The sequence below is a fragment of the Rickettsiella massiliensis 20B genome, assembly GCF_000257395.1.
Lineage (GTDB): Bacteria > Pseudomonadota > Gammaproteobacteria > Diplorickettsiales > Diplorickettsiaceae > Diplorickettsia > Diplorickettsia massiliensis.
Genome location: NZ_AJGC01000001.1, coordinates 1 through 25,141, shown reverse-complemented (window position 1 = coordinate 25,141; position 25,141 = coordinate 1). Strand labels below are relative to the sequence as shown.

The following is a 25,141-nucleotide window of genomic DNA, read 5'->3' as shown; positions in this document are numbered from 1 at the left end:
AAAAAAGAAAACTTTCCGGGACCGCAACTTGATTTATCGAATGACTTAACTACTCTTTGGATAGAGGCGGATCTATCAACGATACAAAAAACAATTTTTTTATCTTTTTTAGTTATTTTTTGTTACTTAAATACGTGGCCTGTTATATCCGCAAATACGCATTCAAATAAACCGGTATTGTTGGATGTACGATAGAAAAAACGAATTAAGATTCTATTTTTGAAGAGGAGTATAACTCATCATGAAGACAAAATTATGGATTATCCTTGGATTAATGATTTTTCCAATTACGAGCACATTCGCTATGAGTAGCCATAAAGCCATGCAGTCCGATTCTGTTGGCCAATATGTCGATAACAGTGTGATTACGTTAAAAATAAAGTCAAAATTATTAACTGATCCAGAGATAAGAGGCTTAGGTATTTCGGTTATGAGTGATCGCGGTCGAATTAAATTAAGTGGTACGGTTGAAACTGAAGGACAAAAGCAAAAAGCTGAAAATTTAACTAAACAAGTTGAAGGCGTGACCAATGTCGACAATGAAATTGTTGTAAAAAAATAAGCGGTTTTCCTCTATTATTTTTTGTACTTCGGATGAGGGTTTCTAAAAAATAGCTTGCTCAATAAAAAGAAACTCTCATTATTTTTTTAGTGAACAATTCGCTATAGTCTGTTCCGCACAGAACCGTTTAAGTGTATTCGATGTTTCTTTAACCGATTTTATCTTAACAGCCGGCAATTTCGTCATTGAAGACTACCCACAAACAACTGATACCAACAACGTTATTAGCCAAAGTCTAGTAGGTAGCTTGCCTGTTCCTAGAGCCGACGGCTCCGATAATTATTTACCTATCGTTAATACTAAAAAAGGATTGATATATTATGATGGGGACATCGGCAAAATATATCCGACTGTTTACTCCTGAACCTAGTATTGGCGAGCTACTTTGCATTGGCACACGTTATTTACGTAGCGATTATTCACAAGACGATATTCCTTATACACGTGTTGCTAAAAGGCTTTGGTACAGGTACTCGCTTTGTTACTGCCAACCTTAATACCAATAACCAAAAATATTAAATATACAACCACCCCTTCTAAAAAAGTGCATTGAATCAAAGTAGCATTGAATATGAATACACTTATTTTTTCTAAACCAGAAACTTCACAACAGCTATGGAAAGTTTTTTAGAAAATAACTAGCTTTTATCAATATCTTTTCTTACTGCCCCTTTAGTTTCTTCTGCGACTTGAAGTAAGGTTTGATAAAGTATTTCGGCCTTTTCAGGCGATTTCGCTCGCAGTACCCGACCTGGTCTAATATTTTATATAAGGAAAACTTCTTCTTTAAGAGCGGTATTTCCCCAGTGGCCACCTGTATGCTTTCTAAAATTTTATTTAGGAACTCCAATAAAGCATTGCTTGAGTCCACAAGAGCTGTTGCATATTCCGTTACTTTTTTTGGATTGTTTGCTTGTGTTTGAATCAAATGAGCGCAACCCACAATCCCCGATAAGGGTGTACGAATATCGTGACGCGTGTTTTCCAAAAACTCAGTTTTTGCCTGATCTGCTTTTTCTTTAGCGAGTTTTAGGGCCTGTTCAGCTTTTTTCTTTTCTGTTATATCGTTATAAACACCTAAAATACCGATAACTTCATCATTATTATCAAAAATAGGTGCTTTATTTGTTAATAGATAAATTTTTTATCATCAGGAAAAGTTTGCTCTTCTTCAATATTAAGCTTAGGAACACGAGATTCCATTACTTTTTATCATCTCTACGATAGGCATCACTATCTTCTTTCTTAACGGGAAGATCATAATCTGTTTTCCCTATCACTGCTTCCACAGAAGCTAAACCAAGATTATGTGCAAAAAGATCATTACAACCTAGATATTCTCCTTCTCTATCTTTCCAGAAAACATGGACAGGCAATCGTTTTAAAAGTTCAATAATAAATGCACTATCAAAAGCATCTTTTTTTTGGTTACTAGGCATAAAAATTCCTAAGAAAATCAAATCAATCTGCGCATAAAATATACATCAAATATAAGATCATAGGTGGCAATTCATTTCATGTTTTCAGATAAATTTTAATGGCTAGAAATAAAATGTTTATCGGGTAATGACTTAAAAATCTAGGCCCAGGTAACTCGGCTTTTTTAATCTGCTTAATCTCGCTTTCTCAATAAGGCTGCAATTCACAAGTATTTTGTAAAATACCCTTTAGTTTTTCAGCAATTTCATATTTTGCTTTAAAAAGCGATCCCCCTTCTACATAACGATAATTACCGTTTCTAATTACTTTTTTTTATCCAACCCAACAAGAGATAATACTTCCTCTCCAGCATCAAATATATTACTCACTTTCCCTGGAATAACATAAATCATTTTATTTTTCTTATTTTGAAAAATAACGGCACTACGGAACTCTTTATCTGTTTTGATCTTAGCCAATACAGTCCCAATCCACTCTATGTAAATAAACTTTTGTTTAAATCCAGGCCAAAATCTTTCCATCTCTTTTTCACAATTGGGTTTAACATGTTGAGCAATAAATTCATCACCAATTGAATGAAGATGATTTTTAGCTTCATCTGCCGTTTTATAAGAACCCATAGTTGTCCATTTCCCATGAGTCATTATATACTTTGAAAAAATTTCATTTTTATTTGTACGGTCATCGTAAGGCATTAAACATGGAAACCACCCATCCATGACAATAAATGAAAAAGGTAAATTAGGAAGAGGTCTTTCAGTATATTCATACATTAAAGCCAAACAAGATTGATAAACAATTTCCATTTTTAAAGATAATCCTCTGGGATCAGGTATTAATGTTTGATAACTTGTTGTATTAATAACATAATTAAAAACAAAACGTTGATTATTATTTATTTTTCCTGATTTACCTGATACAACAAGCTTATTATCGATTCGCTTCTTCACTTTGATCACATCAAACTCACGTAACAATCTTACACCGGCTTCTTCTAATTTTTTTATAAAGAAATGGCGTAGCGGTTCACCTAGCACTAGGCTTGGTTCCTCAATATCAACTGCAAAGCTTAAATTATTGTACCCCCATTCATCTGGCTGGATTTCTTTATAACTTTCAAACTCCTTACAAACAGAATCAAATTCTTCCTTACCTACTTTAGATGGATTTCCATTTGCATCTATGATTCCTAGTCCATAAACTGAATACAAATGCGGCCTTATCAATTCAGGATAATGATAGTAAAAACTATTAAATCCTTTACGGCAAGCTATTCTTGTTATTTCAGATCGGGGATAATGAAGGCCGCTGTGTAATCTAATGCCAAACTTTCCCGAAATTTCGCTAAATATATCAAGATTTTTTCAAAAAGTGTGGCTTTGCAGGATGGGCACTCTTTTTTCAATATCAGTGCAATATGTACTCCGTACCACCCTGCTCCTATAATAGCAATCTTCTTTTTTAAAAAGGAGTTATTTTTTTATTATGCATTTTAAATATTTTATTTTTATAAAAGAGCCTATAATTGCCTAATATATCACCTATCAAGGTCTAGTTAATATAAAAAAATGGTAATAATTTTATTAAAAAAATAAATTTACAATATTTTATTATTTTTAAATATAAATAAACACGAGATATTTTTACTGGAGTTTATGATCAACTTTAAAGAAGAAGGGTACTTAGTTAAGGTATATCTATATCGTACAAAAACTTGTCTAAAAAATCAATAAAACAAAGTTAATATATTATCTTATATAAAAACAATGTATTATTTAGTGCATAAATTATTCGATTTGACAGTTACAAGGAATAGGTTTTGTACACCGCTTGGGTCTATTACTAATGCATAATGCATGTTGAAAGGGTATAAAGCAGCCTAATATTGTACCTGCTCCTTCTGTGCTCTTTACTAAAATTTCGCCTTGTAGGTCGTCCACAAATTGTTTTACGATATTTAAACCAGAACAACTTCCTTTATAAGTACCCTTGTAAGAAGAAGTTAAACGATTAAAACGATGAAATATCTTTTCTCGTTGGTCCTTTGGAATACCCATACCCGTATCACTCACAGCAATTTCTATAATGCTTTCTCGGTAATCGCTTTTGATAAGCCGAACAATTAATGTCACTTTTCCTTGTTCAGTAAATTTTAGCGCGTTCGTTATTAACTCTAATACAATACGTTGTACTCTATCGGGATCGCCTATAAGGTATGGGTAAATAGCTTGATCATAATTTAAAGTGAATACGAGCTTTTTTTTATTCGCCAGTGGTTTATTTATATCGATTATTAATTCCATTTGTCTTTTTAAATCAATTAATACACTGCTAAATGAATCTTTTAATTCCGATTTATTATCATTTTTAGTATAATTTGTCATCTTTTACTTACAATACCATCGTTTTATGGCTAATGATTCCTCTTATTTTTTATCTAAAAAATTAAGATATATTAAGAAGCGCTGGTAACCTCTTCAAATAAGTTTATTTTAAGAGTAGGATAAATATAAATAATTCTTAAATTTTTTGAAAAATAAAAATCGAAAGTTATAGCAAAGAGTTGATTCAATGTCGTAATCAATAAATTAAAAAGAGTGGGTTTAGTGATTTAAAAATTATTTTTCTATCAATTACAGCGGCCCTTGAATTAAAACCAATTGATTATATAAGAACAAGTTTGTTTGTGTAAACAGAATCTAGTTAAGAAAATGATTTATGGGCAATAAATATTAAATAGATAATCATTTTTTAACGTATTTTTTCGTAAATCGCGCGTGCCAAACTCACACTTTTTATATATTCACGTGTTTCTTTCCAAGGCAAAATTTCAACCCAGATATCAGCAGGCAACTGAGTATAGAGTGGTTTATAATTTTTAATTCTTGTCGGTCCGATATTATAGGCCGCCGTAGCGAGTAAACGATTTCCCGAAAAATAAGACAAAAGCTTATTTAAATAATAACTACCTAACTGAATATTCACTTCAGTCTTTAAGAGATCCGCTGGCGTAATCGGGTGATGACCTGATAACGTTTTGGCAGTCGTTGGCATCATCTGCATTAATCCTAATGCTCCGGCACTCGAACGCGCATACGGCATAAAAGCACTTTCCTGACGCATAATGGCCCAAATCCAAGCGGGATTCAGATGATTTTTTTAGCACTCGCTAAGACCTTGTTTCGATAAGCAAATGGAAAGCGCAGTTTAACATCGGTAAACGCATTCGCTTTTGCTGCCCCGATAATAGCTAAATCATACCAACCCCAGTTTTTAGCCAAATAAGCGGCCGCATGCTGCCGCTGAGGCGGTAAATGATCGATAGCCCATTGCCATTCTCTACGCGCATCCTTCATAAAGCCAAGTAAATACAGTTCTTGAGCGCGCTGAATACCTGGATGACGACAGAGCGATTGAGTCGTAATCAACGATTGATGTGTCTGTGGCTGATACTGTTTTTTAAGTTGTTGGCTAGCCAAAATACCATAATAATCGACTTGTTGAGCAAGACTTTGGTAAATTTCTTGTGCGGCCGCAGGGTGTTGTGTTTCAGCTAAAGCTCTTGCACGCCAATAACGCCAACAAGGAAATTGTTGTTCTTTTTTGGTTAAGCGATCTAACCAGTAAAGCACTTTTTTCCAATTTTTATGACGCAGCTCCTGGCGGACACGCCATTCTCTTAAAACTGGGCTCGCATAATGCGGTTTAATCTGCGCTAACCAGTATCGGCTTTGTTCAGCGGATTGGCGCGCAAGCGTAATTGAAAGCATACTCAATAAGGGTTGTTTTTCCTGATCGGTCAGCGCATATTTTTTAGTCAGCTGTGGCCAATATTTTATAAATTGATCGGGTTTTTGACGCGCTAAGCTTTGTAAACCATCGAGGATAATATGATGATCTAACCTATTTTGTGGATGAAAAAGATACGTTTTAGTGATTAACAACGGATTTTTGTTTATTTCAAGCCAACGATTCACTTGTTCCTTTTGATGTGGCGATAAAAAAGAGTTTAAATGACAAATGTCCCCCCTATTCCGCGTTTGAATCGCTTGCGCCATTTTTTGCCAAAGCATCGATTGACTAAAATGCCGACCACGCTCCCATTGACGCCATAAGCTTTGGCATGCCGCCGGGGGGCGATCCCATTTGAGCCAAAAGTGTGCTAAAGTTTGATAGGCTTCTTTTTTTTGTTGGGTTGACCAGAGTGCTTTAAGATACGCACACTGTACGAGAGGAATATTACTTGGCCGATAATAACGCAAGAAATTGTGATAATCTCCTTTTTCAAAAAGAATCATTAAATACTGGTTACGTAATTTATCCGCTAACGGCGTATCGGAATAATGAGTAAAAAAATAATCTACTTTTTTGCTATTTTGGAACGCAAAACGCTGTTCTAATTCGAGATACAGGAGATAAGGATACAAAGGATAAGTCTTGAGCGCCGGTTTAAGTTGAACAAATTGGTGAGGATTATGACGAATCAAGGATTGCCGAGCTTGCCAAAATAATTTACGTTGCTCGGTCAGCTCATTGGCCGACAGGCACAACGGGTAACTGAGGAATACGCTGAACAACCAAAGGTATGCTTTTGTCATTCCACCGTGCCTACAATTTGCGCTAGGAAAATTCATGTTTACTTATTTTATATACATTACTTTCGGTTTGCTTACCAGCCTCGTCGGTTTAACTCTATTTCAATTCTATAAACTGGAACGACAACATGAAAAATTGATTAAAATGGAAGATCGTTGGTCAGATATTAATCGTCTATTAAGTGAGTTACAAAATGCACGCCTCGCGGATCAACGACAAGCTTTAGAAGCGAAAGAACAGCTACTGCGTGAGTTGACTCTTTATCGGCAACAATTTGATCAGCATCAGTTAAGTAACCTAGAACGCTTGCAAAGTAGTATTTATCAAGGTTTACAATTAATTGGTCAGCAAATGGAAAAACTGACCGAAAATACCCAACAAAAACTCCATACGATTAGCCAACAGGTTGAAAAACGTTTATTTGATGGGTTTGCACAAACGACCGCCACCTTTAGTGATATAGTGAAGCGCCTGGCATTGATTGATGAAGCACAAAAAAAATTACTGAACTTTCCTCTAACGTCGTCAGTTTACAACATCTTTTAGCGGACAAACGTTCACGCGGTGTTTTTGGCGAAGTACAACTGATAAATTTGATTGAAAATGTATTACCTGCCGCACATTTTAGCTTACAACATACCTTAAGTAATGGAAAACGTGTTGATTGCTTACTGCTTCTCCCTCCTCCCAATGGACCCATGGCAATTGATGCTAAATTCCCATTAGAAAGTTTTAAAAAATTAACCGACTCAAGTTTATCAACGCTTGAACAACGTGCCGCGGCCACACAATTTCGTCAAGATATCCGCCATCATATTCATGCCGTAGCCAGTAAGTATATTATTCCAGGAGAAACGGCCGAAGGTGCCTTATTGTTTATACCGGCTGAAGCAGTGTTTGCTGAAATTCATGCTCACTATTATGAGTTAGTTGAAGAAGCTTATCGGCGTCATGTTTGGTTGGTTTCTCCTACGACGATGATGGCTATTTTAACGACTGCACGAGCTATTTTAAAAGATGCTGCGACTCGTGAACAAATTCATCTCATTCAGCAGCATTTAACGCTCCTCGCCAAAGATTTTTCCCGATTTAAATTACGTATGGATAATTTAAGTCGTCATATTCAGCAAGCACATACTGACATCCAAGAAGTAAAAACCTCTGCCGATAAAATCAGTGCTCGTTTTGAAAAAATTGAAAAAGTCGAACTACCAAACGCTGGATCCCAGTCCATCATAGAAGAGCCACCCAGCCTTTAACTTTTAATAAAGAAAATCTCCAGTGATTCCTCACAAACAGAGAGGAAGCCAATTATCTTCCTATTCTAAAACACATCACTGGAGAGAGAGACACCATTCAAAAAAGTTAAGAAATGTTCGTATGTTTTTTACAGCAGCTAAATGATCTAAATAGAACGTAAATAGCGCATAAACCAACGATAATATAAAGTATTCTGGCGATCGGGCTAAACTCCCCAAAAAGCGCTGTAATTAAATTAAGATGAAACAAACCGATTAAACCCCAGTTTAAACCACCAATAAATAAAATAATTAAAGCGACCCAATCTAACACACTCGGACTTTTTAACATAAATACTCCTTTATTTAGCTAAATATAAGAAATCCAGATACAAATGCTTTCTTTTTATTCAATCTTGAGTAAATACCTTCTTACTGTAGCTTAAAAAACGAAGATAAACAAATCCGTTGGAAGCCTGTTCAACTATCTAGATTGGATTGTTTTTATCATGTGGTATTTTCACAACTAACGCATCACAGGAAAGGTGATGAATGACTGAACTGGCTGTTGAACCAAATAAAATACCAATCCCATGACGTCCGTGACTACCAATTATCACTAAATCGGCCTTGAGTTGTTTGATTTTATCAAGAATAACTATTTTTGGTGAGCCTACTTCAACAAACTGCCGCGTCTCTGGAATCGCATACTTTGTTGCCAACTCTGCTAACTGTTTCCTTGCCTCAGAACGCATTTCCGCTTCTAAATCGATAACCGCCGGGTAAGCCTGCGCAACACCATACGCATTAATATGCTCAACGGCGTGTACAATAGAAAGGTTCGCCGATGAAATCCTTCCCCCAGTCAGTTGATGGGCTCGAGCAAGTATAATCTGATCACAAGCCGGGTGTAAGTCAATTGCTGCTAAAATATTTTTATACATGGCCACGTTGTCTTGTCCCTTGGTTAAGTCTAATGGAAATGAACCTAGCTTTAAACGCTTCCTTACCTGTATTTTTTATCGATGAGTGGCTTTTGAAAGATAGCCCCAAAACCGGGCTCACAGAAGGTTAATATAGCACTAAGCCTCGTATTAAATAAAGCAACGAATTTTATTTTATTTTTTTGCTAAACAACGAACTGGGATCGTTTCGTTAAAAAATAACACTTTTCTAAGCAAGGCCGAAATGGATATATTGACAAAAAAATAGAACTTAAACTGTGATCCGCTCTATCACGTTCAAAATAAAATTTTTTGGAATATAGAATAAAGAAAATTAAGTAAACCAATGGTCGGGGCGACTGGATTTGAACCAGCGACCACCTGCACCCCATGCAGGTGCGCTACCAGGCTGCGCTACGCCCCGTAAAGTCCGGCCATTGTAATGGCATAATTCTTTTGCCGCAACCCTCGTACCGTCGCTTTTTTACTTTCAACCTATTTTTTAAGTTTTTTAACTGGTCTTTTACTTTTTGACTCAATTGAAAGGTCACGACATTACGCGGAGAAACAGGAACGGTTACTCCCGTTTTTGGATTACGACCAGGACGGGCTTTTTATTTCGCACACGAAAACTACCTAACCCAGATAATTTGACTGTTTCACCTTTTTCTAAAGCTGCCACAATCTCTTCAAAAAAAGCATTCGTAATTTGTGCGGCTAACGCGCCGCTCAAATTAGTTTCTTGCTCTTTAAGACTAGTCACTAAATCGGCTTTAGTAAGAACTTTTGTCATCACTCGGCCTCCCTTAGTTTTATTGCAAAATGTGTTTGGAGCGACGCTATCACCTTTTCAAAAGATTGATCAGTTTCTTTATCTGTCAATGTACGTTCAGGATGTTGCCAAATAAGCGCCAAAGCAAAACTTCGCTGGAGGGCTGCATATTTTTTATCTTCATAGACATCAAATAAATAGACTTCATCAAGCCAAGTCCCTCCGGCTAATTTAGCTTGCTCAAGTACCGCTGCGGCCTCAATATTTCTATCCAACCAAAAAGAAAGATCACGGCGCACTCTAGGAAATTTTGAAAAAGTTTGAAATTGGTGTGGTTGAATATTTACCAAGCTATCCAACGCAATCTCCACTAAATAAAGCGGTTCAGCCAAATTGAACTGTGCTTGATATTGTGGATGCAATCTCCCAATGTAACCGATACGGTTTCCAGTATAGACAATTTGTGCGGTTTGCCCAGGATGTAATGCGGGATGCTTTCCTTTTATAAACTGGAGGGCATTCAGTTGACCCAATGGTTTGAATAACGCACTGATATCTGCTTTAAGTGCAAAAAAGTCTGCCGTTTCTTTACAAGAAGGCCCCCACTGCTCGGGTAAAACCGTTCCAGTGACCAATAATCCTAAATGAGGCACTTGCTGAACGTGACCATCTTGCCATTGAAAACAAAGTCCCGTTTCAAAGAAACGAATACGTGTTTGCTGTCGTTTTTGATTATAACAAGCGGCTTGTACTAAGCCTGGCCACAGGCTAGCACGCATAACTGCTAAATCACTGGAAATTGGATTCACTAGCTTTAATGCTTCATTTTGCTCAGTAAAATGTGACTGCCAGGTAGACTCAACAAAGCTATAGGTGATGACTTCCTGATAATCACGCGCGACAAGAAACGATTGAATGGCCTCTCGAGCTTGACGAGATGCAGACAACGGTGAAAAAGCAAGTTGTGCCGTCGGCTGTACCACTGGGATAGACTGATAACCATGAAGTCGCGCTAACTCTTCAATAAGATCCACTTCTTGTTTTAGATCAAACCGCCACAAAGGCGGCATAACTTGCCAAGCAGAATCCGATTCTAAATAATGGGTTTGCATCCCCAAACGTTGCAAATACCCTTCAATCTGTACAGGCGTGAATGGAATACCAAGCAGTTTCTCGACCCGTTGTCGACGCAACAAAATAGTCGGAGGCATCGCTAACCGAGCGGGTTGCGGTTCAAATACTGGGCCGGCTTGGCCACCCGCTATTTCCAAACTCGTTCTAAGGCCGGTTGCGCTAACTGTGGATCAACACCGCGTTCAAAACGATACGCCGATTCGGTTTGTAAACCATAGCGGCGCGCGCGCCCACTGATCGCAGTTGGTGAAAAAAAAGCACTTTCTAGAAAAATATCGGTTGTACTTTCGTGAACGGCAGACGATTGTCCGCCAAAAATACCCGCTAACGCTTGAACTTGTTTCTCATCCGCAACCACTAAAGTCTTTTCATCTAAGGTGACGGTTTTACCATCAAGCAAGGTGCACGGCGAACAGTCAGTGCACCCTGTATGTGGGCGAGATCAAACGCATTGCATGGGTTGGCCTAACTCAAGCAATACATAGTTTAGACTATCCACCACAGGATGAATGGTACGAAAACCAGACCGAGACAAACGTTCACTCATCCAACGTGGGGTCACGGCCTGCAGATTGATTCCACGAATCACCCGCCCTAGATAGCGAGGACAATCTTCCTGCGAGAGAATATGAATCGGATATTGATCTGAATGGGTCACTGCAGGCGTTGGCTTTTCTGGCTTAATTAAAGCCTGCTCGGTTAAGGCGGCTATTTCTCTTGCTAAACCCTGAATACTTAAACAATCGCCCCGATTCGGAGTTAAGTGAAGATCTAAACAATGGTCATCGAGTTGTAAGTACACGCGTAAATCCTGACCGAGCGGGGCTTCATTCGGCAGTTCAATAATGCCTTCAGAAGGGATCAGTAAACCCAATTCTTGACTCGAACACAACATGCCTTGTGATAAAACACCACGCAGTTTCACTTCTTTTATCGTCATAGCATTTGGTAAAACGGCACCTATCTGTGCCACAGCGACCTGAATCCCTGCACGCGCATTGACTGCACCACACACAATTGCTAGCGGAGCTTGTGCGCCAATATCAACCTGACAAAGCTGTAACCGCGTCGCATTTGGATGTGGAACGGCCTCAATAATTCGACCAACGATCACGCCGGTAAAAACACCCGCTACCGGTGAAAAAGAAGCCACTTCAATCCCTGCAAGATTAAGTTGCTCCGCCAATTGCGCGGTGGTAATCGGTGGATTCACCCACTCTCGTAACCACTGTTCACTGATTTTCATATTAAAATTGCTCTAAAAAACGACGGTCATTTTCAAACATTAACCGTAAATCGGGAATACGATAACGAAGTAAGGCCAGTCGATCGATACCCATTCCAAAGGCGTAACCTTGATACTTCTCTGGGGATAATCCCGCCTCCTGCAATACATTCGGATGAACCATCCCGCAGCCTAAAATTTCTAACCAACCGGTTTGACCACAGACTCGGCAACCGCTTCCCTCACACAAAACGCATTGAATATCTACTTCCGCCGAAGGCTCTGTAAAAGGGAAATACGCGGCTCGAAAACGAGTTTTTAGATCCGCCTTAGCAAAAAAATGTTGTAAAAAATCAACAAGTAAACCTTTTAACTCTGAAAAATTTGCGGTTTCATCAATCAGTAATCCCTCGAGTTGATGGAACATGGGGGTATGCGTCACATCGGAATCACAGCGATAAACACGTCCTGGGGCAATAATCCTAAAAGGTGGTTTTTGGCCCTGCATCGCCCGAATTTGGACCGGTGACGTATGAGTACGCAACAATAAACCATTTGCAAAATAGAAGGTATCGTGCATCGCACGTGCGGGGTGATCTTCAGCAATATTGAGTGCCGCAAAATTGTGATAGTCATCTTCGATTTCAGGACCTTCGACAATAGTAAACCCCACTTGCATAAAAAATTGTTCAATTCGCTGACGCGTTTGCGTCACCGGATGTAAATTACCTACGCCCTGACCACACCCGGGTAAAGTGACATCCAATGTCTCTTTTGCTAACTGCTCAGCAATCGCTTTTTGTTGCAACTCCTCCATTTTTACTTTGAGCAAGCCTTCAATTTCTTGTTTAGCTTGGTTCACTATACGGCCCTGTTCTGACCGCTGTTCAATAGGGAGCTGAGTCAACGTTTTTAAACAATTACTGAGTGGACTTTTTTTACCCAACACACTGGAGCGTAATTGTTCTAAATCACTTAAACGGGTAACCCCCGAAATCTGTTGTGCCGCGTCGTGGATAATTTGTTGTAAATCTTTTGTCATAAGTAACCTAAATTGGCACGATTGTTATCGTTATGGCGGATGGCTTCCATCACGCGCGCTCCTAAAGTCAATGTATCCTTAGCTTAACTGATCATATTCTTCTAAGGAAATCGTTCTCGCTTCCGCTTCGAACATAATTGGAATTTGATCACGAATCGGATAGGCTAAACGATCAAAACGACAAATAAGCTCTTGAGCGGGCTTATGATAAACCAAACTACCTTTACATAAAGGACAAACGAGAATACTCAGTAGATATTTATCCATTCAAACCTCAAATAACGCCCAATCAGAATTTAAAAAAACAAGCAACACCACTTGAAAACCGGTTTACACGACTTTTTCTCTTAAATAAACGGGTAACGCTTTTTCTGCTGAAACGCCTTCACCCCGTTCATAAGCTTGCTCGGCTAGGGCAAGAATATCGTAAGCGCTAGGATAGCGTTGTAATGCACATCCCTGCAACTGTTGTTTTAGCTGTTCTGCTAGAAATAGGCCATAAACCGGCCAAGCACTCCCAACTCCCACTCCTTTTTCAAAACAGGCTGGTTTTATTGCGGTGAGATTCGAAATTTGATCGGGATCGCGTACCTCGAGGAGATTCTGAGCACCTAAAACATAGGTTCCCCAATAGACTTGATTCATCCGTGCATCCATCGCCGCGAATATCTGTGTCGCTTGTAATGTACGATAAGCACCTTGTGCTAAACAATGTAAGGTAGACACACCCACAACCGGTTTATCCAGAGCAAAAGCAAGCGCTTGAATGATACTCGCTGCAATTCGGCTCCCGGTAAAACTGCCCGGCCCCTGACAAAAAGCCAGCACGTCAAGCTGTTTTAAGGTGATCTGTGCATCATCGAGCAAAGATTGTAGCATTGGCAGGATGAGCTGAGTATGTTGACGTGGCGCATATTGATAACGCGATTGCGCGCTACCTTTTGCCAACAATGCCGCCGAACATGCTTCAGTACTCGTATCCAATGCTAAAATTTTGAGCTTACTCATATTTTTTCTTTATTTTGCTGAAATAATAGCGGTGCGGCGCTTTAACGAGGAAAACGTAGAAAACCAAATAGGTTATTCTTCGAGGTACTGATGTTTAGATTCTTGATCTTTCCACCGATCGGCATCTGGCGGAGGTGCTTTGCGTTGGGTAATATTTGGCCATTTTTTTGCAAGGGTTTTATTTAAAACCAAGAAAGGTTGATAAGCTTCTGGGAGATCATCTTCAGAGTAAATCGCGTTGGCCGGACATTCGGGCTCACAAAGACCGCAGTCAATACACTCTTCGGGATGAATCACCAACATATTCGGGCCTTCATAAAAGCAATCGACCGGACAGACTTCGACACAATCTGTATATTTACAACGAATACATTTTTCAGTCACCAAAAAAGTCATTTCTCTTCCTTTCAATTTGCTTGAAACCGAAAATGCCAAACAAAAAAATCAGACTAATTATCTGAAAAAATTAACACATTTTGTTAATGTTGGTGCCCGGAGCCGGACTCAGGCTGGGGCCGGAATCGAACCGACGTACACGGCTTTGCAGGCCGCTGCATAACCACTCTGCCACCCAGCCAAATGACATTGGCATTTATATTTTTACGTTTTCGCTGTTGCGCACACAACACTGTTTATTGAGTCACTGTTTTTTCACTCAACTTTATTTTTCAAGCAGTGAGTTAAAAAAAACACTCTTCAGGCAAAAAATATTTTTACCTTTAAAAATGACGCTGAATAAATAATGGAGCGGGAAACGAGGCTCGAACTCGCGACCTCAACCTTGGCAAGGTTGCGCTCTACCAACTGAGCTATTCCCGCACGAAACCGGTGCTATTGTAACCGGATCACTCAGTCTGTCAAGCAGATAAATCACGCCAAGCAGCTTTTAAATAAATAAACATACTCCATAAGGTCAACACAGCCGCAAAGTATAATAAAACATTAACCAATCCATGCAAAACCCAACCAGGTGCCTGGCTTATAAAGCAGTAAAGAAATCAAGGCAAGCATTTGCACAGCGGTTTTGATCTTACCCAGTAATGACACCGAAACATGTGCACGTTTACCAATTTCTGCCATCCATTCACGCAAAGCAGAAACCATAATTTCTCGGCCAATAATAATGGTTGCTGGGATCGCTAAATAAGGCAGCGCTTGATCACCGACCAGCAAAACCAATGCGGTCACCACAATCAGTTTATCCGCAACAGGATCTAAAAAAGTACCTAAACGAGAAATTTGCTCTAAACTCCGTGCAAGATAACCATCTAACCAATCGGTCATCGCGGCAAAAGTAAAAATAAGGGCTGCCATCACATGACTCCCCTTAAAGGGAAGATAAAACAGCAAAATAAAAATAGGGATTAAGAGGATACGCAAAAAAGTAAGCACATTCGGCACATTCAAAATGCGTGTTCGCGGTAAAGAATTCGTAAGCACCTCCGCAGATTTTGGTAAGAGACTCGCCTCAATCGACATTTTTTTAGACACAGCCTGTTCACTCAACTTAAATGACACTCCAATCATTATCAGAGTCAGAATAAAAAGTTTGTAACAGAAAATACCGTTAACCAGTGATTTTCTCAACTAATTGAGTTTAACCTGTAAACTCAGTCTTTTAAAGCAAAATAAATACGTTCAGCAAGCACTTTGCTAATCCCGGGTACGTTTATTAAATCATCTAAACTGGCCGATTTTAAAGCAACTAAGCCCCCAAATTGTTGGAGTAAGTGTTGTCTTTTTTAGGGCCAATACCCGGTATTCGTTCCAAAGAAGAAATGCGTCTTTTTTGAGCACGCTGTTTACGATGTCCTGTCACCGCAAAACGATGCGCTTCATCACGAATGATTTGGAGCGCAAGTCGCGCTGGAGAATACACCGGAAGATCCAATTGTGTACGTTGTAATCCAAATTTTGTTGGTTGCTTCTTTTTTATTTGTTGCGTAAAACCATTTGCTTCCGATAAAAATAACGTTTCAACACCCGGCTTTCGTTCTGGACCTTTTGCGATGCTTATTAAGACAACATTCTGATTTGTAAACGTTCAAAAATAAGTTGTGCTTGTTTTAACTGCCCTTTTCCACCATCAATTAAGACGACATCCGGTGTATTTTCTTCAGACGAATTTCAGATGACGATACCGTCTGAGAAGCGCTTGATTTAATGCCGCATAATCATCACCCGGTTGAATATTTTCAATATTAAAGCGCCGATATTCGGATTTACGCGGACCATTTTCATCAAAAACGACGCAAGCGGCGACCGTAGCTTCGCCTTGCGTGTGACTAATATCAAAACATTCAAGACGGTGCGGTAAATTATCCCACTGCAAAGCGGTTTGTAAGGCTTCAAGTTGGGTTCGAAAATGGGTGCGCTGTGCACGTTGCTGAGCAAGCGCTTGTTGTGCATTCTCGGTTGCTAAATTTAACCATTGGCGCCGATCACCTGTCACCGGTGCAGAGAGTTTTATTTTACGTAAAGTGCTTGGCTCACCCAAAGTGAATCCACTATTTTATGAGGCATAATGATTTCATCCGGCAAAGTATGCGGCGTATTGGCTTGTAAATAAAACTGGGTGATAAACGCCGTTAATACTTCGTGACTCGTTACTTGATCGGGCACTTTCGGAAAATAACTTTTGCCACCCAGTAAGCGTCCTGAACGCACTTGTGCGACATAAATAGCATAGTGATTTAAATGATTCCCTAAACCAATAATATCGATATCACCTTCTTGACGCGTCACAACTTGTTTTTGCTGAATACTTCTTAAGGCAATGATTTGATCACGTAAACGCGCCGCTATTTCATATTCTTTTTGCTGCGCCGTCCATTTGTTGAATACAATTTTGAATTAAGGTCTGACTTTTTCCTTCTAAAAACAGCGCGACACGCTCGACATCCGCCTGAGGTGTAATCAACCCGACACACGGTGCGGTACAACGATTAATTTGATACTGCAAACAAGGTCGGGAACGATGTGCAAAAAAACTATCCTGACAAGAGCGAACTCGAAAAATTTTTTGTAATAAATTCAATGTTTCACGGACTGCATGTGTGCTCGGATAAGGCCCAAAATAACGATAGGTTTTTTGTCGTGGTCCACGATAAAAACTTAATCGCGGATAACGATGGCCTGTTAAAATTAAATAAGGATAACTTTTATCGTCGCGGAGTAAAATGTTATAACGTGGTTTGAGTTCTTTTATTAAATTACTTTCAAGGAGAAGCGCTTGATTTTCAGTTCCAGTCGTGGTGGTTTCGATCGCAGTGACTTGCCGCATCAAGGCCGCTATACGTCGACTTTTTTGTTCACGAAAATAACTATAAAGTCGCTTTTTTAAGTTACGTGCTTTCCCTACATACAAAACTTGTTTTTGATCGTTCAGTAATAAGTAAACGCCTGGCGCACTACTTATTAAAGCGACTTGATCTTTTAACATATTGACTTTATTTTTTCGTTTCATGATGCGATCTATCATTGAAGTAAACGCGATTCGAGAAAAATTTAATCTACATCTATCGCCCGTTAAACGATAAATAAATCGTTCTCGAGCGAGTATAGTTTTTTTATGAGAAACATTTCTTGAGCAATAGGTGAACGTTTTAAAATAAGAAAGCGCCACACACGTGGCGCTTATTCAAATAAAAGTGCGCCTATCTTATTGACGCGGTTTTTCCAAAAACTCAAATTTGCTTATTCAGTGCATCATAATTTTCTTTTATTTTTTGCAATTTTTCTCTCATATCTTTGAGCTCAGGAAACTTACCCGACAGTAGCTCCATTAAGCGCTCCATAAACCCAAGACCTTGTTTCTCAATTTTTTCATCTTGTTGTAAATTACGAAACAGTTTATCTTGTTGTTCTTTAAGCACTTTAATTTCCTGCTGCAGGCGTTCACAACACGTGGCATCCTGAGCAAAACTTGGACTGGCTACTAAACTGAAGAAAACAGAAAAAAACTGTTTTAAGTGTCGCATAAAATCTCCTTAACTTAACAACAAGATGGCTGTCTGATGACTCCCTATTCCACAAAACGTGTCATGCAGGGTAAAACAGCACTGATCTGAAGATCAGTTAAGCTAAGGATAGTGCATAATACACACTTACGCTAAAGCGCACGGACAACTTATTTTTCGGAATACCCTTCTCCCTCAAGTAAACCGTAGCGTAATGCAAGATGTGTCAACTCGACATCATTATGAACATTCAGTTTTTCGTACAACCGATAGCGATACGTATTCACTGTTTTAGGACTTAAATAGAGCTTTTTCGCAATTTCATTCACTTTAATACCTCGCGTCACCATATACATCACTTGTAACTCGCGTTCTGATAATTTCGCAAACGGTGACTTCGATGCATCCGTCACTTGACGAAGCGCCATTTTTTGTGCAATTTCAGGTGTGATATAAATTTGCCCCCCCATAACCTTACGTATCGCGGTCACGAGTTCTTCTGCACAGGTATCTTTAGTGATATATCCGGAAGCTCCGGCTCGCACCAAACGGACAGGAAACGGTGCATCGCCAAATACAGTGACAACAATAATTTTAATTTTGGGATTAACTCGAACTAACCGCCGAGTTGCGTCCAAACCACCCATCCCCGGCATTTTAATATCCATTAAGACAATATCTGGTTTGGTGTCTTTAACTAAGGTGATCGCCGCTTCGCCACTTTCCGCCTCACCGACAACTTTAATGTCTTTAGCATCTTCTCCTTCTAACAAACGTTTCATGCCCAATCGAGCTAACACGTGATCGTCAACAATGACAACACTAATCATGGCATGACTACTCCTCTTGTCAATGCTACTTTGGCGGAGAGGCAGGGATTCGAACCCTGGAAGGAGTTGCCCCCTTAACGGTTTTCAAGACCGTCGCTTTCAACCGCTCAGCCACCTCTCCGTTCCGTATGTAGTATATTAGCACAAAGCATCTTCAGATGTGGACTATACCAATTTCAGCTAAAAACTGAAAATGCTTTTTTCTTATTTTATTCTTAGTCAATAAAAAGCATTGCCGCACATCTGAACACATTGTCTTTTTTTAAAGAAAAAACTCAAGTCAACTTAACGACGTTGTAAAAAAAATTCTTTAGTATTTGCGCGGCTTCTTCTGCTAAGACTCCTCCCGTTATTTGAAACCGATGATTTAAACGAACATCCTGTAAACTAGATGCTTGTTGACTCAGTATGCCACAGCGCGTGTCATACGCACCAAACACTAAACGTTGAATTCGTGCTTGAATCATTGCACCGAGACACATCAAACAAGGTTCAAGGGTCACATAAAGGGTCACATCCACAAGACGGTGGTTTTTCTGCTGCTGTGCGGCTTGACGTAGTGCTTGTACTTCAGCATGCGCACTGGGGTCACAGGATGTAATCGTTTGATTATACGTCGCTGCAATGATTTTATTTTCCCGTATGACCACGGCTCCGACCGGGACCTCGCCCATTAGTTGAGCTTTTTTTGCACAAGAAAGCGCATGCGACATTGCTTCCCTATCCTGATCGGATGGGTCAGAGATTGAAGTCACAATGTAAACAAGGCCCCCTTAAAATAAATAGTTAATGATGAGAAATGCCTTAATCTTGATCCTGTTTGCTGTGTTTACAACCACAACCACCCTCTTTTTTTAGACTCGAACCACTCAAATATTTAATCAGTGCACCCACCGCTAAAACAGGCAACATGATGTCAAAAAAACGTGAAATCACGACAATATAATCGACATAATCCTGTTTAGCGACACTCGCCGCGATAGCCATCAACACAGCAAGGCCAATCACGATAGCGGGAAATAATCGGCGACACATAGGTTTCTCCTTTAAAAAGACGCCTTCTTATTTTAACATAGTTACTATGGAGACTAAATGTTGACATCTAGTTTTTCGGCCGCTGGCGTTGGCGTACGATCTCAAACAAAGCAATCCCCGTGGCGACCGACACATTCAAGCTTGATACGCTACCTGCCATGGGAATCGCGACAAGCTGATCACAAAGTGAACGAGTTAAACGGCGTAACCCCTTCCCTTCTGCGCCCAACACTAAACCAATCGGTCCAGTGAGATCAATTTGATAAATCGGTTCAGCCGCTTCTCCGGCTAAACCAAAAATCCAAATTCCTGCTTTTTTAAGGCGGCGTAGCGTACTGGCAAGATTAGTGACTGTAATCACGGGAGTTGTTTCGGCCGCGCCGGCAGCCACCTTACGCGCAACAGGCGTTAATCCTGCAGAACGATCCGCAGTGATAATGACCGCATCGACCCCCGCGCCATTCGCAGAACGTAAACACGCGCCTAAATTATGAGGATCTTGAATCTCATCGAGTAAAAGTAGAAAAGGTGGTTTTTCAGATTGCCATAATTGATTAAATAACGCTTCTTCATCTTGTAATAACTGGGGCAACACTTCAATCAGCACTCCCTGATGACGTTCACCTTGGGCCCAAGCATTGAGTTGTTGTTTATCGACCGCTTCAATCCTAATCTGCTTTTGCTGTGCTTGTTCAAGAAGGATTTGTAAACGTTTATTATCCATATCCGACTGTTGATAAAGTTTTACAATTCGTTCCGGTGCACTGGCGAGCACGGCCGCAACGGCATGGAAGCCAAAAATAATGGATTGTTTTTTCATATCAGTTCCCTAGGTAAAAAAGCCGAAATTGTTTGAGTCTCTAGATATCAGCGTTTAAGAAGGGGTTAATATGCCTTCTGGACGTACCGTTAAATTAATATATTGAAATGTCGTAAATAATGCATTGTTTTTCGGAACAGGCAAAGGAGACGCTTTATAAACCGCGGTTTGGGCCGATCGATCGAGAATGGGATTACCACTACTTTTGACTATAATCACTGCTAAAACCATCCCTCCCTGAGCAAGCTGGATTCGGAGTTTGGTTTCTAGATGCGGATCAAGCTCCGGAGGAACAATCCAACGTTGCGCAATCGATTGTAAAATAAGCTGGCGATATTTTTCAGTGAGCGCAGCATTTTGTTGGGCTATTTTCTGCTGCTGTTGTGTAAGGTGGTTAATTTCTTGTTGCAAAAGTTGTTGCACATTTTGTTGGACCGCTTTTAACGAAGCCGGTGGAGTCGGTTTTGGTGGTGTGACTTTTTTGATAATCGGTTTACTTTGCGAATGTGAATTTTTATGTAAGATAGGCTTTTTGGGAAGCACACTTTTTAGCTTCAGTACTTTTTTTATTACTGTCTTAGACGGTATTTTTTTGACCGGCGCAGGTGGCTCTGTCTTTTTTACGAGTAAAGGTGGCACTTTTTTTTTCAGGCCAGGTGATTGGACTGTTAGAAACCTGCACTGTCTCAGTTTGGGGCTTGGCGGTTACTGGTTGAGGACGGTTTTCCACTTTAGGTAGCGGAAGTGGCACCGGTTTTGTTTGGTTCAATTGTGCCGCACTCACAACCATCGCTTGAATGATCGCCGGCGCTGCAAGCGAGGGCATGGCGCGTGGTTTTAAGTGTGGTGAAATCGCAAAAAAAACCATGAATAACAAACCATGCAATAAGAAAGCGACTCCGACTGCAAAACGATAATTACTGTCATCAATGGGTCGTCGTTGACGCCAGTTCATTGACTAAGTTCGAGGTAAAGTAGGCGGTGACTCGGTCAATAAGCCAATATTAACGGCCCCCGCGTTTTGTAAAATCACCATCGCCTGAATAATCTTGCCATAACTAACGCCGGCATCGCCTTTTACAAAGGCTTGTTGTGGTTTGTCCTTCGGTAGCGCATGCCATTGCTGATTCAATTGCATCGCCAACGCGCGTTCATCTAAGGTGTTTCTGGCTGAGTTGTGGTATTTAAATAAAAACGCCCTTGTTTATCGACCGATACGATTATCAGCTCTTGGGATCGCGCAATGGTTTGAGCAGAGGCTTTTGGTAAATTCACTTGAATACCCTGTGACAAGAGTGGTGTTGTCACCATAAAAATGACTAATAACACGAGCATAACGTCAATGTAAGGCACAACATTAATCTCAGCGAGAGGCCCTTTTCGAAATCGGGGAGACGGTTTAAGCGAGTGCATGTACATTCCCATGAATTTGACGATGTAAAATATTAGAAAACTCTTCTTGAAACGTATGATACTGATACAGTATCTGTTGGACTTGGTTTGCGTAGCGGTTGTAAAAAATAACCGCCGGGATCGCAACAAATAACCCCATGGCCGTAGCAATCAACGCTTCAGAAATCCCCGGCGCCACCATGGCAATCGTGGCCGTTTGTTGTGAAGCGGATAATGCCTGGAATGAACTCATAATTCCCCAGACCGTTCCGAATAACCCGATATAGGGACTGGTTGAGCCAAGCGTCGCTAATACATCTAAATGTTTTTCCAGATGACTCAGTTGTTGATTATAGGCGATACGCATCGCACGTTGTAGCCCTTCCATCATAATCGGTGGGATATCACCGACTTGTTTATGTAAACGAACAAACTCGCGAAAACCGGCGTGAAAAATTTTAGCAACGCCTTCTGTACCGCTATTCTCACGATTAATTTCTGAATACAGTTTTGCTAAATCAATACCGGACCAGAATCGATTTTCAAACTGCTTCAATGCCACTTGTGTTCGGCGCAAACCCATTCCGCGCTGAATAATGATTGACCAAGATAAAATAGAAGCCAATAATAATAGACACATCACACATTTCACTACGAGACTGGCTTGTGAGAAATAACTCCACAACGAAGGGTCAACGCTCGGCATAAAAGACTCCGGTTTATCTGATCAATAAAACAAGGATCATTAATTTAATCATTCAGTAATCGATTCTATTTTATAATAGTTTTGATAGTTGACTCAATTTTGATCTTTTTACAGCATGAACCGATTTACTCACCATTGACTGTATACTGAGAAGCACTCGTCGCCAACGCTTCGGCGGTTGTTTGTTTGGGAGTATGTAAATGTGCAGGGAAAGTCAAACCAAAATGAAGATACGTTTTTCGCGTCGCCAAACGACCTCGTGCTGTCCGAACGATAAAACCTTGCTGAATTAAATACGGTTCAATCACTTCTTCGATCGTGTCTCGTTCTTCTCCGATCGCTGCGGCTAAACTATCTAAACCAACTGGCCCGCCGTCAAATTTCTCAATCAGCGCGAGGAGTAATTTCCGATCTTGTTGATCAAACCCTTGTTTATCGACTTCCAGTAAGTCAAGCGCTTGCGCAGCCAAACAACCTTTTATCTGTCCATCGGCTTTCACTTGGGCAAAATCTCGAACTCGACGCAACAAACGGTTAGCAATACGCGGTGTTCCGCGGGCTCGTTTTGCAATCTCCAATGCCGCAGTGGTGTCAATACTCACACCAAGAATATTAGCCGAACGCGTAACGATCCGGCAAAGATCCTCAATGCTATAAAATTCGAGGCGTTGGAGAATACCAAAGCGATCGCGGAGCGGTGAAGTTAACAGTCCAGCACGAGTGGTTGCACCCACTAAGGTAAACGGTGGTAAATCCAGTTTAATCGAACGTGCAGCCGGCCCTTCGCCAATCATAATATCAAGCTGATAATCTTCTAAGGCGGGATACAAAATTTCTTCAATGACCGGTGTTAAACGATGAATTTCATCAATAAACAACACTTCTCTGGGTTCTAAATGGGTTAGCAGGGCCGCGAGATCGCCGGCTCGTTCTAAAATCGGTCCAGAGGTTTGTTTCAGCGCAACGCCCATTTCATGCGCAATAATATGCGCCAGCGTTGTTTTACCCAAGCCAGGGGGGCCCGCAATCAATACATGATCCAATGCTTCGCCACGCGCACGTGCGGCATGAATAAATAAATTCATTTGCTCGGCAACAGAAGGCTGCCCTAAGTAATCCGCTAACTTTAAAGGACGAATCCGTATCGCTTTATCTTCATCGGCTAATTTATGTGGAGTAATCAGGCGCTCAGAGGGTGATATCATGTATCGACTTATAATCAATAGACTTACTTGGCATTATCGTCTGAGAAAGACTGCTTTGGCAAGCACCATGTAAATGAAGAGGGGCTCATTCTCTGCAAAGCAGCCGACTGCACACATATTTCTCCTTTATTTCATGCAGAGGCATTAGCGATTCACGCGTTAATCATGAAAAAAGATAAACCTCAGCTCGGCAAACTCAACCTTTATTCTACCGCAGAGCCTGATGTTTTATCACAAAGCGCTATTCATTGGGCTAAAGTTGCTCATGATTTAGAAATTAAGCGTGTTTGTTTTGGAAGTCTATTTTAATATTTCTGCACAAGAAGTAGTTGAACGATCTAGCCTAAATCATCACATTGATCTCATTGGCCCCATCTATGAGACCGAAACAAATCAATTATTTTTAGCTGCTAAAAATCATCAAGAAAAAATCGGTAAAAATCATCCTGCTCAAGGTATTTTATCCAATAAAATCACTGATTTTTATCAGCTAAACTTATAAAAATAATAGTAAGTTCCTGATTAATATAAACTAGATCAATTCATTTTCACAGAATGCTGGTGTAAGCCTTCTTTTACTTTTTTCAATTTTTACTTAATTAAATTAGCTTTCTTTCAAATTAGTTTGAGCTGCCATTAACTCTTTATCTAAATCTTTATTTTCCTTTTCAAGTTGATTAATTCTACTTTCTATTTCCCGTAATGTATGAGTCAATTTTTCTTTACTTTTTATTTCTAGTTCGAACTCTCGTTTAGAATCAGCTAATTTTCTTTTTAAATCCAATTGATCTAACTGAACTTGGCTTATCTTTTCTTGAATTTGCTGTAATTCAGCTGAATAATTTTCTTTTATACTGTGTTTACTTGTCATGCATTACTCCTTTTTAATTTTCGTAATTTGTCCTTTAAATGATCACATTCTACTTCCAAATCAGTTATCCTGCCATTAGCTTCAGATAATTCATTCGCTAAATGATTTTTTTCATTCTCACAAAGCTTAAATTTTGTATATAGATCATCTTTTTCTTCTTTTAAATATTTATATTTAACTTTAAGAGTTTCTAGATCCGGATCATCTGAAACGTTATCTTTACATTCACGATGTTCTTTCTCAAGCTTGGTTAATTGATCTTCTAAACCTTTTTTCTCTTTCTCTAATTGTTCTCGTTCTTTTCGACACCGTTCTTCTTCTTTTGTAATTTTATCTTTACACTCACGATGTTCTTTCTCAAG

General features: G+C 39.8%; 35 protein-coding genes, 4 tRNA genes and 5 pseudogenes. 6 read left to right on the top strand and 38 right to left on the bottom strand.

The features are described 5' to 3' along the window. The first annotated feature begins 241 nt into the window (after positions 1-241). Entirely contained in the window at positions 242-562 is a 321-nt protein-coding gene (locus S3O_RS0100195) for a BON domain-containing protein (protein WP_010597024.1), read from the top strand. A 320-nt stretch (positions 563-882) separates the two neighbouring features. Next, positions 883-1,059, top strand: coding sequence for a hypothetical protein (locus S3O_RS16865; protein ID WP_156792654.1), 177 nt, complete (start codon positions 883-885; stop codon positions 1,057-1,059). 164 nt (positions 1,060-1,223) lie between these two features. On the opposite strand, the gene S3O_RS16860 is transcribed toward S3O_RS16865, so the two are convergent. The 6 genes from S3O_RS16860 to S3O_RS0100165 all read right to left on the bottom strand — a co-directional run bounded on the left by S3O_RS16860 (position 1,224) and on the right by S3O_RS0100165 (position 6,600). After that, positions 1,224-1,550: a histidine kinase dimerization/phospho-acceptor domain-containing protein gene (locus S3O_RS16860; protein ID WP_010597023.1), complete on the bottom strand. Its 327-nt coding sequence runs from the start codon at positions 1,548-1,550 to the stop codon at positions 1,224-1,226. A 214-nt stretch (positions 1,551-1,764) separates the two neighbouring features. Continuing rightward, a complete protein-coding gene (locus S3O_RS0100185; RefSeq protein WP_192805834.1) occupies positions 1,765-2,022 on the bottom strand; it encodes a hypothetical protein in 258 nt (85 codons plus the stop codon). Positions 2,023-2,304: 282 nt separating this feature from the next. Further along, positions 2,305-3,213, bottom strand: coding sequence for a hypothetical protein (locus S3O_RS0100180; RefSeq protein ID WP_010597021.1), 909 nt, complete (start codon positions 3,211-3,213; stop codon positions 2,305-2,307). A gap of 576 nt (positions 3,214-3,789) precedes the next feature. Beyond that, positions 3,790-4,386, bottom strand: a complete 597-nt coding sequence (locus tag S3O_RS10200; protein ID WP_010597020.1) for a sensor histidine kinase — start codon at positions 4,384-4,386, stop codon at positions 3,790-3,792. A gap of 367 nt (positions 4,387-4,753) precedes the next feature. Next, on the bottom strand, positions 4,754-5,125 hold the full coding sequence (locus S3O_RS0100170) for a lytic transglycosylase domain-containing protein (protein WP_029463550.1): 372 nt from the start codon (positions 5,123-5,125) through the stop codon (positions 4,754-4,756). 23 nt (positions 5,126-5,148) lie between these two features. Continuing rightward, positions 5,149-6,600: a hypothetical protein gene (locus S3O_RS0100165; protein ID WP_192805833.1), complete on the bottom strand. Its 1,452-nt coding sequence runs from the start codon at positions 6,598-6,600 to the stop codon at positions 5,149-5,151. A 34-nt stretch (positions 6,601-6,634) separates the two neighbouring features. Here S3O_RS0100165 and S3O_RS18355 point away from each other — a divergent pair, with 34 nt between their 5' ends. Both S3O_RS18355 and S3O_RS18350 read left to right on the top strand, forming a co-directional pair. Then, a complete protein-coding gene (locus S3O_RS18355) occupies positions 6,635-7,144 on the top strand; it encodes a PspA/IM30 family protein (protein WP_050816811.1) in 510 nt (169 codons plus the stop codon). Further along, positions 7,099-7,857, top strand: coding sequence for a DNA recombination protein RmuC (locus tag S3O_RS18350; protein WP_235776174.1), 759 nt, complete (start codon positions 7,099-7,101; stop codon positions 7,855-7,857). Before S3O_RS18355 ends, S3O_RS18350 begins: the two co-directional genes overlap by 46 nt. A gap of 106 nt (positions 7,858-7,963) precedes the next feature. On the opposite strand, the gene S3O_RS0100155 is transcribed toward S3O_RS18350, so the two are convergent. The 30 genes and pseudogenes from S3O_RS0100155 to ruvB all read right to left on the bottom strand — a co-directional run bounded on the left by S3O_RS0100155 (position 7,964) and on the right by ruvB (position 23,905). Continuing rightward, positions 7,964-8,188: a DUF378 domain-containing protein gene (locus S3O_RS0100155; protein ID WP_010597017.1), complete on the bottom strand. Its 225-nt coding sequence runs from the start codon at positions 8,186-8,188 to the stop codon at positions 7,964-7,966. A 136-nt stretch (positions 8,189-8,324) separates the two neighbouring features. Then, positions 8,325-8,780, bottom strand: a complete 456-nt coding sequence (locus S3O_RS0100150) for a universal stress protein (RefSeq protein ID WP_010597016.1) — start codon at positions 8,778-8,780, stop codon at positions 8,325-8,327. A 347-nt stretch (positions 8,781-9,127) separates the two neighbouring features. Beyond that, positions 9,128-9,204, bottom strand: a tRNA-Pro gene (locus S3O_RS0100145). Continuing rightward, positions 9,182-9,573, bottom strand: a pseudogene (locus S3O_RS12885) (integration host factor subunit alpha). The gene S3O_RS0100145 and the pseudogene S3O_RS12885 overlap by 23 nt, the downstream one beginning before the upstream one ends. After that, positions 9,573-10,823 (bottom strand): phenylalanine--tRNA ligase subunit beta, encoded by a 1,251-nt coding sequence (locus tag S3O_RS14875; protein WP_010597014.1) that lies wholly within the window; start codon positions 10,821-10,823, stop codon positions 9,573-9,575. Before S3O_RS14875 ends, S3O_RS12885 begins: the two are co-directional and overlap by 1 nt. Beyond that, positions 10,814-11,932: pseudogene (gene pheT, locus S3O_RS14865) on the bottom strand (phenylalanine--tRNA ligase subunit beta). The gene S3O_RS14875 and the pseudogene pheT overlap by 10 nt, the downstream one beginning before the upstream one ends. Before the next feature lies 1 nt (position 11,933). Beyond that, positions 11,934-12,953, bottom strand: a complete 1,020-nt coding sequence (gene pheS / locus S3O_RS0100130) for a phenylalanine--tRNA ligase subunit alpha (protein WP_010597011.1) — start codon at positions 12,951-12,953, stop codon at positions 11,934-11,936. 78 nt (positions 12,954-13,031) lie between these two features. Continuing rightward, positions 13,032-13,220, bottom strand: coding sequence for a Trm112 family protein (locus tag S3O_RS0100125; RefSeq protein WP_010597010.1), 189 nt, complete (start codon positions 13,218-13,220; stop codon positions 13,032-13,034). Positions 13,221-13,283: 63 nt separating this feature from the next. Further along, positions 13,284-13,961 (bottom strand): tRNA (adenosine(37)-N6)-threonylcarbamoyltransferase complex dimerization subunit type 1 TsaB, encoded by a 678-nt coding sequence (tsaB, locus tag S3O_RS0100120; protein ID WP_010597009.1) that lies wholly within the window; start codon positions 13,959-13,961, stop codon positions 13,284-13,286. A 72-nt stretch (positions 13,962-14,033) separates the two neighbouring features. Continuing rightward, positions 14,034-14,357 carry a ferredoxin FdxA gene (gene fdxA, locus S3O_RS0100115; RefSeq protein WP_010597008.1) on the bottom strand — a complete coding sequence of 108 codons (324 nt, stop codon included), beginning with the start codon at positions 14,355-14,357 and terminating at the stop codon, positions 14,034-14,036. Between the two features lie 110 nt (positions 14,358-14,467). Continuing rightward, a tRNA-Cys gene (locus S3O_RS0100110) sits at positions 14,468-14,538 on the bottom strand. 166 nt (positions 14,539-14,704) lie between these two features. Further along, positions 14,705-14,780 (bottom strand) — tRNA-Gly (locus S3O_RS0100105). Between the two features lie 38 nt (positions 14,781-14,818). Then, positions 14,819-15,368: pseudogene (gene pgsA, locus S3O_RS12875) on the bottom strand (CDP-diacylglycerol--glycerol-3-phosphate 3-phosphatidyltransferase). A 203-nt stretch (positions 15,369-15,571) separates the two neighbouring features. Then, positions 15,572-15,637: pseudogene (locus S3O_RS18345) on the bottom strand (hypothetical protein); the annotation flags it as partial. Between the two features lie 29 nt (positions 15,638-15,666). Continuing rightward, positions 15,667-16,052: pseudogene (locus tag S3O_RS19275) on the bottom strand (hypothetical protein). A gap of 25 nt (positions 16,053-16,077) precedes the next feature. Further along, the gene (locus S3O_RS19270; RefSeq protein ID WP_010597005.1) at positions 16,078-16,458 is read right to left on the bottom strand and encodes an excinuclease ABC subunit C; all 381 of its coding nucleotides are present in this window, start codon (positions 16,456-16,458) and stop codon (positions 16,078-16,080) included. Continuing rightward, entirely contained in the window at positions 16,428-16,706 is a 279-nt protein-coding gene (locus tag S3O_RS18335; protein ID WP_010597004.1) for a hypothetical protein, read from the bottom strand. Before S3O_RS18335 ends, S3O_RS19270 begins: the two co-directional genes overlap by 31 nt. 61 nt (positions 16,707-16,767) lie before the next feature. Next, complete coding sequence (locus S3O_RS18330) at positions 16,768-17,586, bottom strand: GIY-YIG nuclease family protein (RefSeq protein ID WP_010597003.1); 819 nt, start codon at positions 17,584-17,586, stop codon at positions 16,768-16,770. A gap of 61 nt (positions 17,587-17,647) precedes the next feature. Beyond that, complete coding sequence (locus S3O_RS0100075) at positions 17,648-17,941, bottom strand: hypothetical protein (RefSeq protein ID WP_010597002.1); 294 nt, start codon at positions 17,939-17,941, stop codon at positions 17,648-17,650. 149 nt (positions 17,942-18,090) lie between these two features. After that, complete coding sequence (gene uvrY, locus S3O_RS0100070; RefSeq protein ID WP_010597001.1) at positions 18,091-18,750, bottom strand: UvrY/SirA/GacA family response regulator transcription factor; 660 nt, start codon at positions 18,748-18,750, stop codon at positions 18,091-18,093. A gap of 31 nt (positions 18,751-18,781) precedes the next feature. Beyond that, a tRNA-Ser gene (locus S3O_RS0100065) sits at positions 18,782-18,871 on the bottom strand. A 154-nt stretch (positions 18,872-19,025) separates the two neighbouring features. Continuing rightward, a complete protein-coding gene (gene tadA, locus S3O_RS0100060) occupies positions 19,026-19,505 on the bottom strand; it encodes a tRNA adenosine(34) deaminase TadA (protein ID WP_268869391.1) in 480 nt (159 codons plus the stop codon). Positions 19,506-19,554: 49 nt separating this feature from the next. Then, on the bottom strand, positions 19,555-19,785 hold the full coding sequence (locus S3O_RS0100055; protein ID WP_010596999.1) for a hypothetical protein: 231 nt from the start codon (positions 19,783-19,785) through the stop codon (positions 19,555-19,557). Positions 19,786-19,852: 67 nt separating this feature from the next. Next, entirely contained in the window at positions 19,853-20,605 is a 753-nt protein-coding gene (rlmB, locus tag S3O_RS0100050) for a 23S rRNA (guanosine(2251)-2'-O)-methyltransferase RlmB (protein ID WP_010596998.1), read from the bottom strand. Positions 20,606-20,659: 54 nt separating this feature from the next. Beyond that, positions 20,660-21,244 (bottom strand): cell envelope integrity protein TolA, encoded by a 585-nt coding sequence (gene tolA, locus S3O_RS10170; protein WP_192805832.1) that lies wholly within the window; start codon positions 21,242-21,244, stop codon positions 20,660-20,662. Further along, positions 21,183-21,560 carry a cell envelope integrity protein TolA gene (locus S3O_RS0100040; RefSeq protein ID WP_010596996.1) on the bottom strand — a complete coding sequence of 126 codons (378 nt, stop codon included), beginning with the start codon at positions 21,558-21,560 and terminating at the stop codon, positions 21,183-21,185. Before S3O_RS0100040 ends, tolA begins: the two co-directional genes overlap by 62 nt. A gap of 3 nt (positions 21,561-21,563) precedes the next feature. Further along, on the bottom strand, positions 21,564-21,743 hold the full coding sequence (locus S3O_RS19265) for an ExbD/TolR family protein (RefSeq protein ID WP_268869390.1): 180 nt from the start codon (positions 21,741-21,743) through the stop codon (positions 21,564-21,566). Between the two features lie 17 nt (positions 21,744-21,760). After that, entirely contained in the window at positions 21,761-22,018 is a 258-nt protein-coding gene (locus S3O_RS19260; protein ID WP_268869389.1) for a biopolymer transporter ExbD, read from the bottom strand. Beyond that, entirely contained in the window at positions 22,005-22,703 is a 699-nt protein-coding gene (gene tolQ, locus S3O_RS0100030) for a protein TolQ (RefSeq protein WP_029463547.1), read from the bottom strand. Before tolQ ends, S3O_RS19260 begins: the two co-directional genes overlap by 14 nt. A gap of 125 nt (positions 22,704-22,828) precedes the next feature. After that, complete coding sequence (gene ruvB / locus S3O_RS0100025; RefSeq protein WP_235776172.1) at positions 22,829-23,905, bottom strand: Holliday junction branch migration DNA helicase RuvB; 1,077 nt, start codon at positions 23,903-23,905, stop codon at positions 22,829-22,831. 30 nt (positions 23,906-23,935) lie between these two features. Here ruvB and S3O_RS0100020 point away from each other — a divergent pair, with 30 nt between their 5' ends. Together S3O_RS0100020 and S3O_RS0100015 are read left to right on the top strand one after the other, a co-directional pair. After that, entirely contained in the window at positions 23,936-24,217 is a 282-nt protein-coding gene (locus S3O_RS0100020) for a cytidine/deoxycytidylate deaminase family protein (RefSeq protein ID WP_010596993.1), read from the top strand. After that, complete coding sequence (locus S3O_RS0100015; RefSeq protein ID WP_010596992.1) at positions 24,201-24,410, top strand: hypothetical protein; 210 nt, start codon at positions 24,201-24,203, stop codon at positions 24,408-24,410. Before S3O_RS0100020 ends, S3O_RS0100015 begins: the two co-directional genes overlap by 17 nt. 102 nt (positions 24,411-24,512) lie before the next feature. Here the strand turns inward: S3O_RS0100015 and S3O_RS0100010 are convergent, their stop codons facing one another. Further along, on the bottom strand, positions 24,513-24,779 hold the full coding sequence (locus S3O_RS0100010; protein WP_010596991.1) for a V-type ATP synthase subunit I domain-containing protein: 267 nt from the start codon (positions 24,777-24,779) through the stop codon (positions 24,513-24,515). Beyond that, positions 24,776-25,141 (bottom strand): hypothetical protein (locus tag S3O_RS17630; RefSeq protein ID WP_010596990.1); only part of this gene is annotated, 366 nt, incomplete at its 5' end. The genes S3O_RS0100010 and S3O_RS17630, both read right to left, overlap by 4 nt.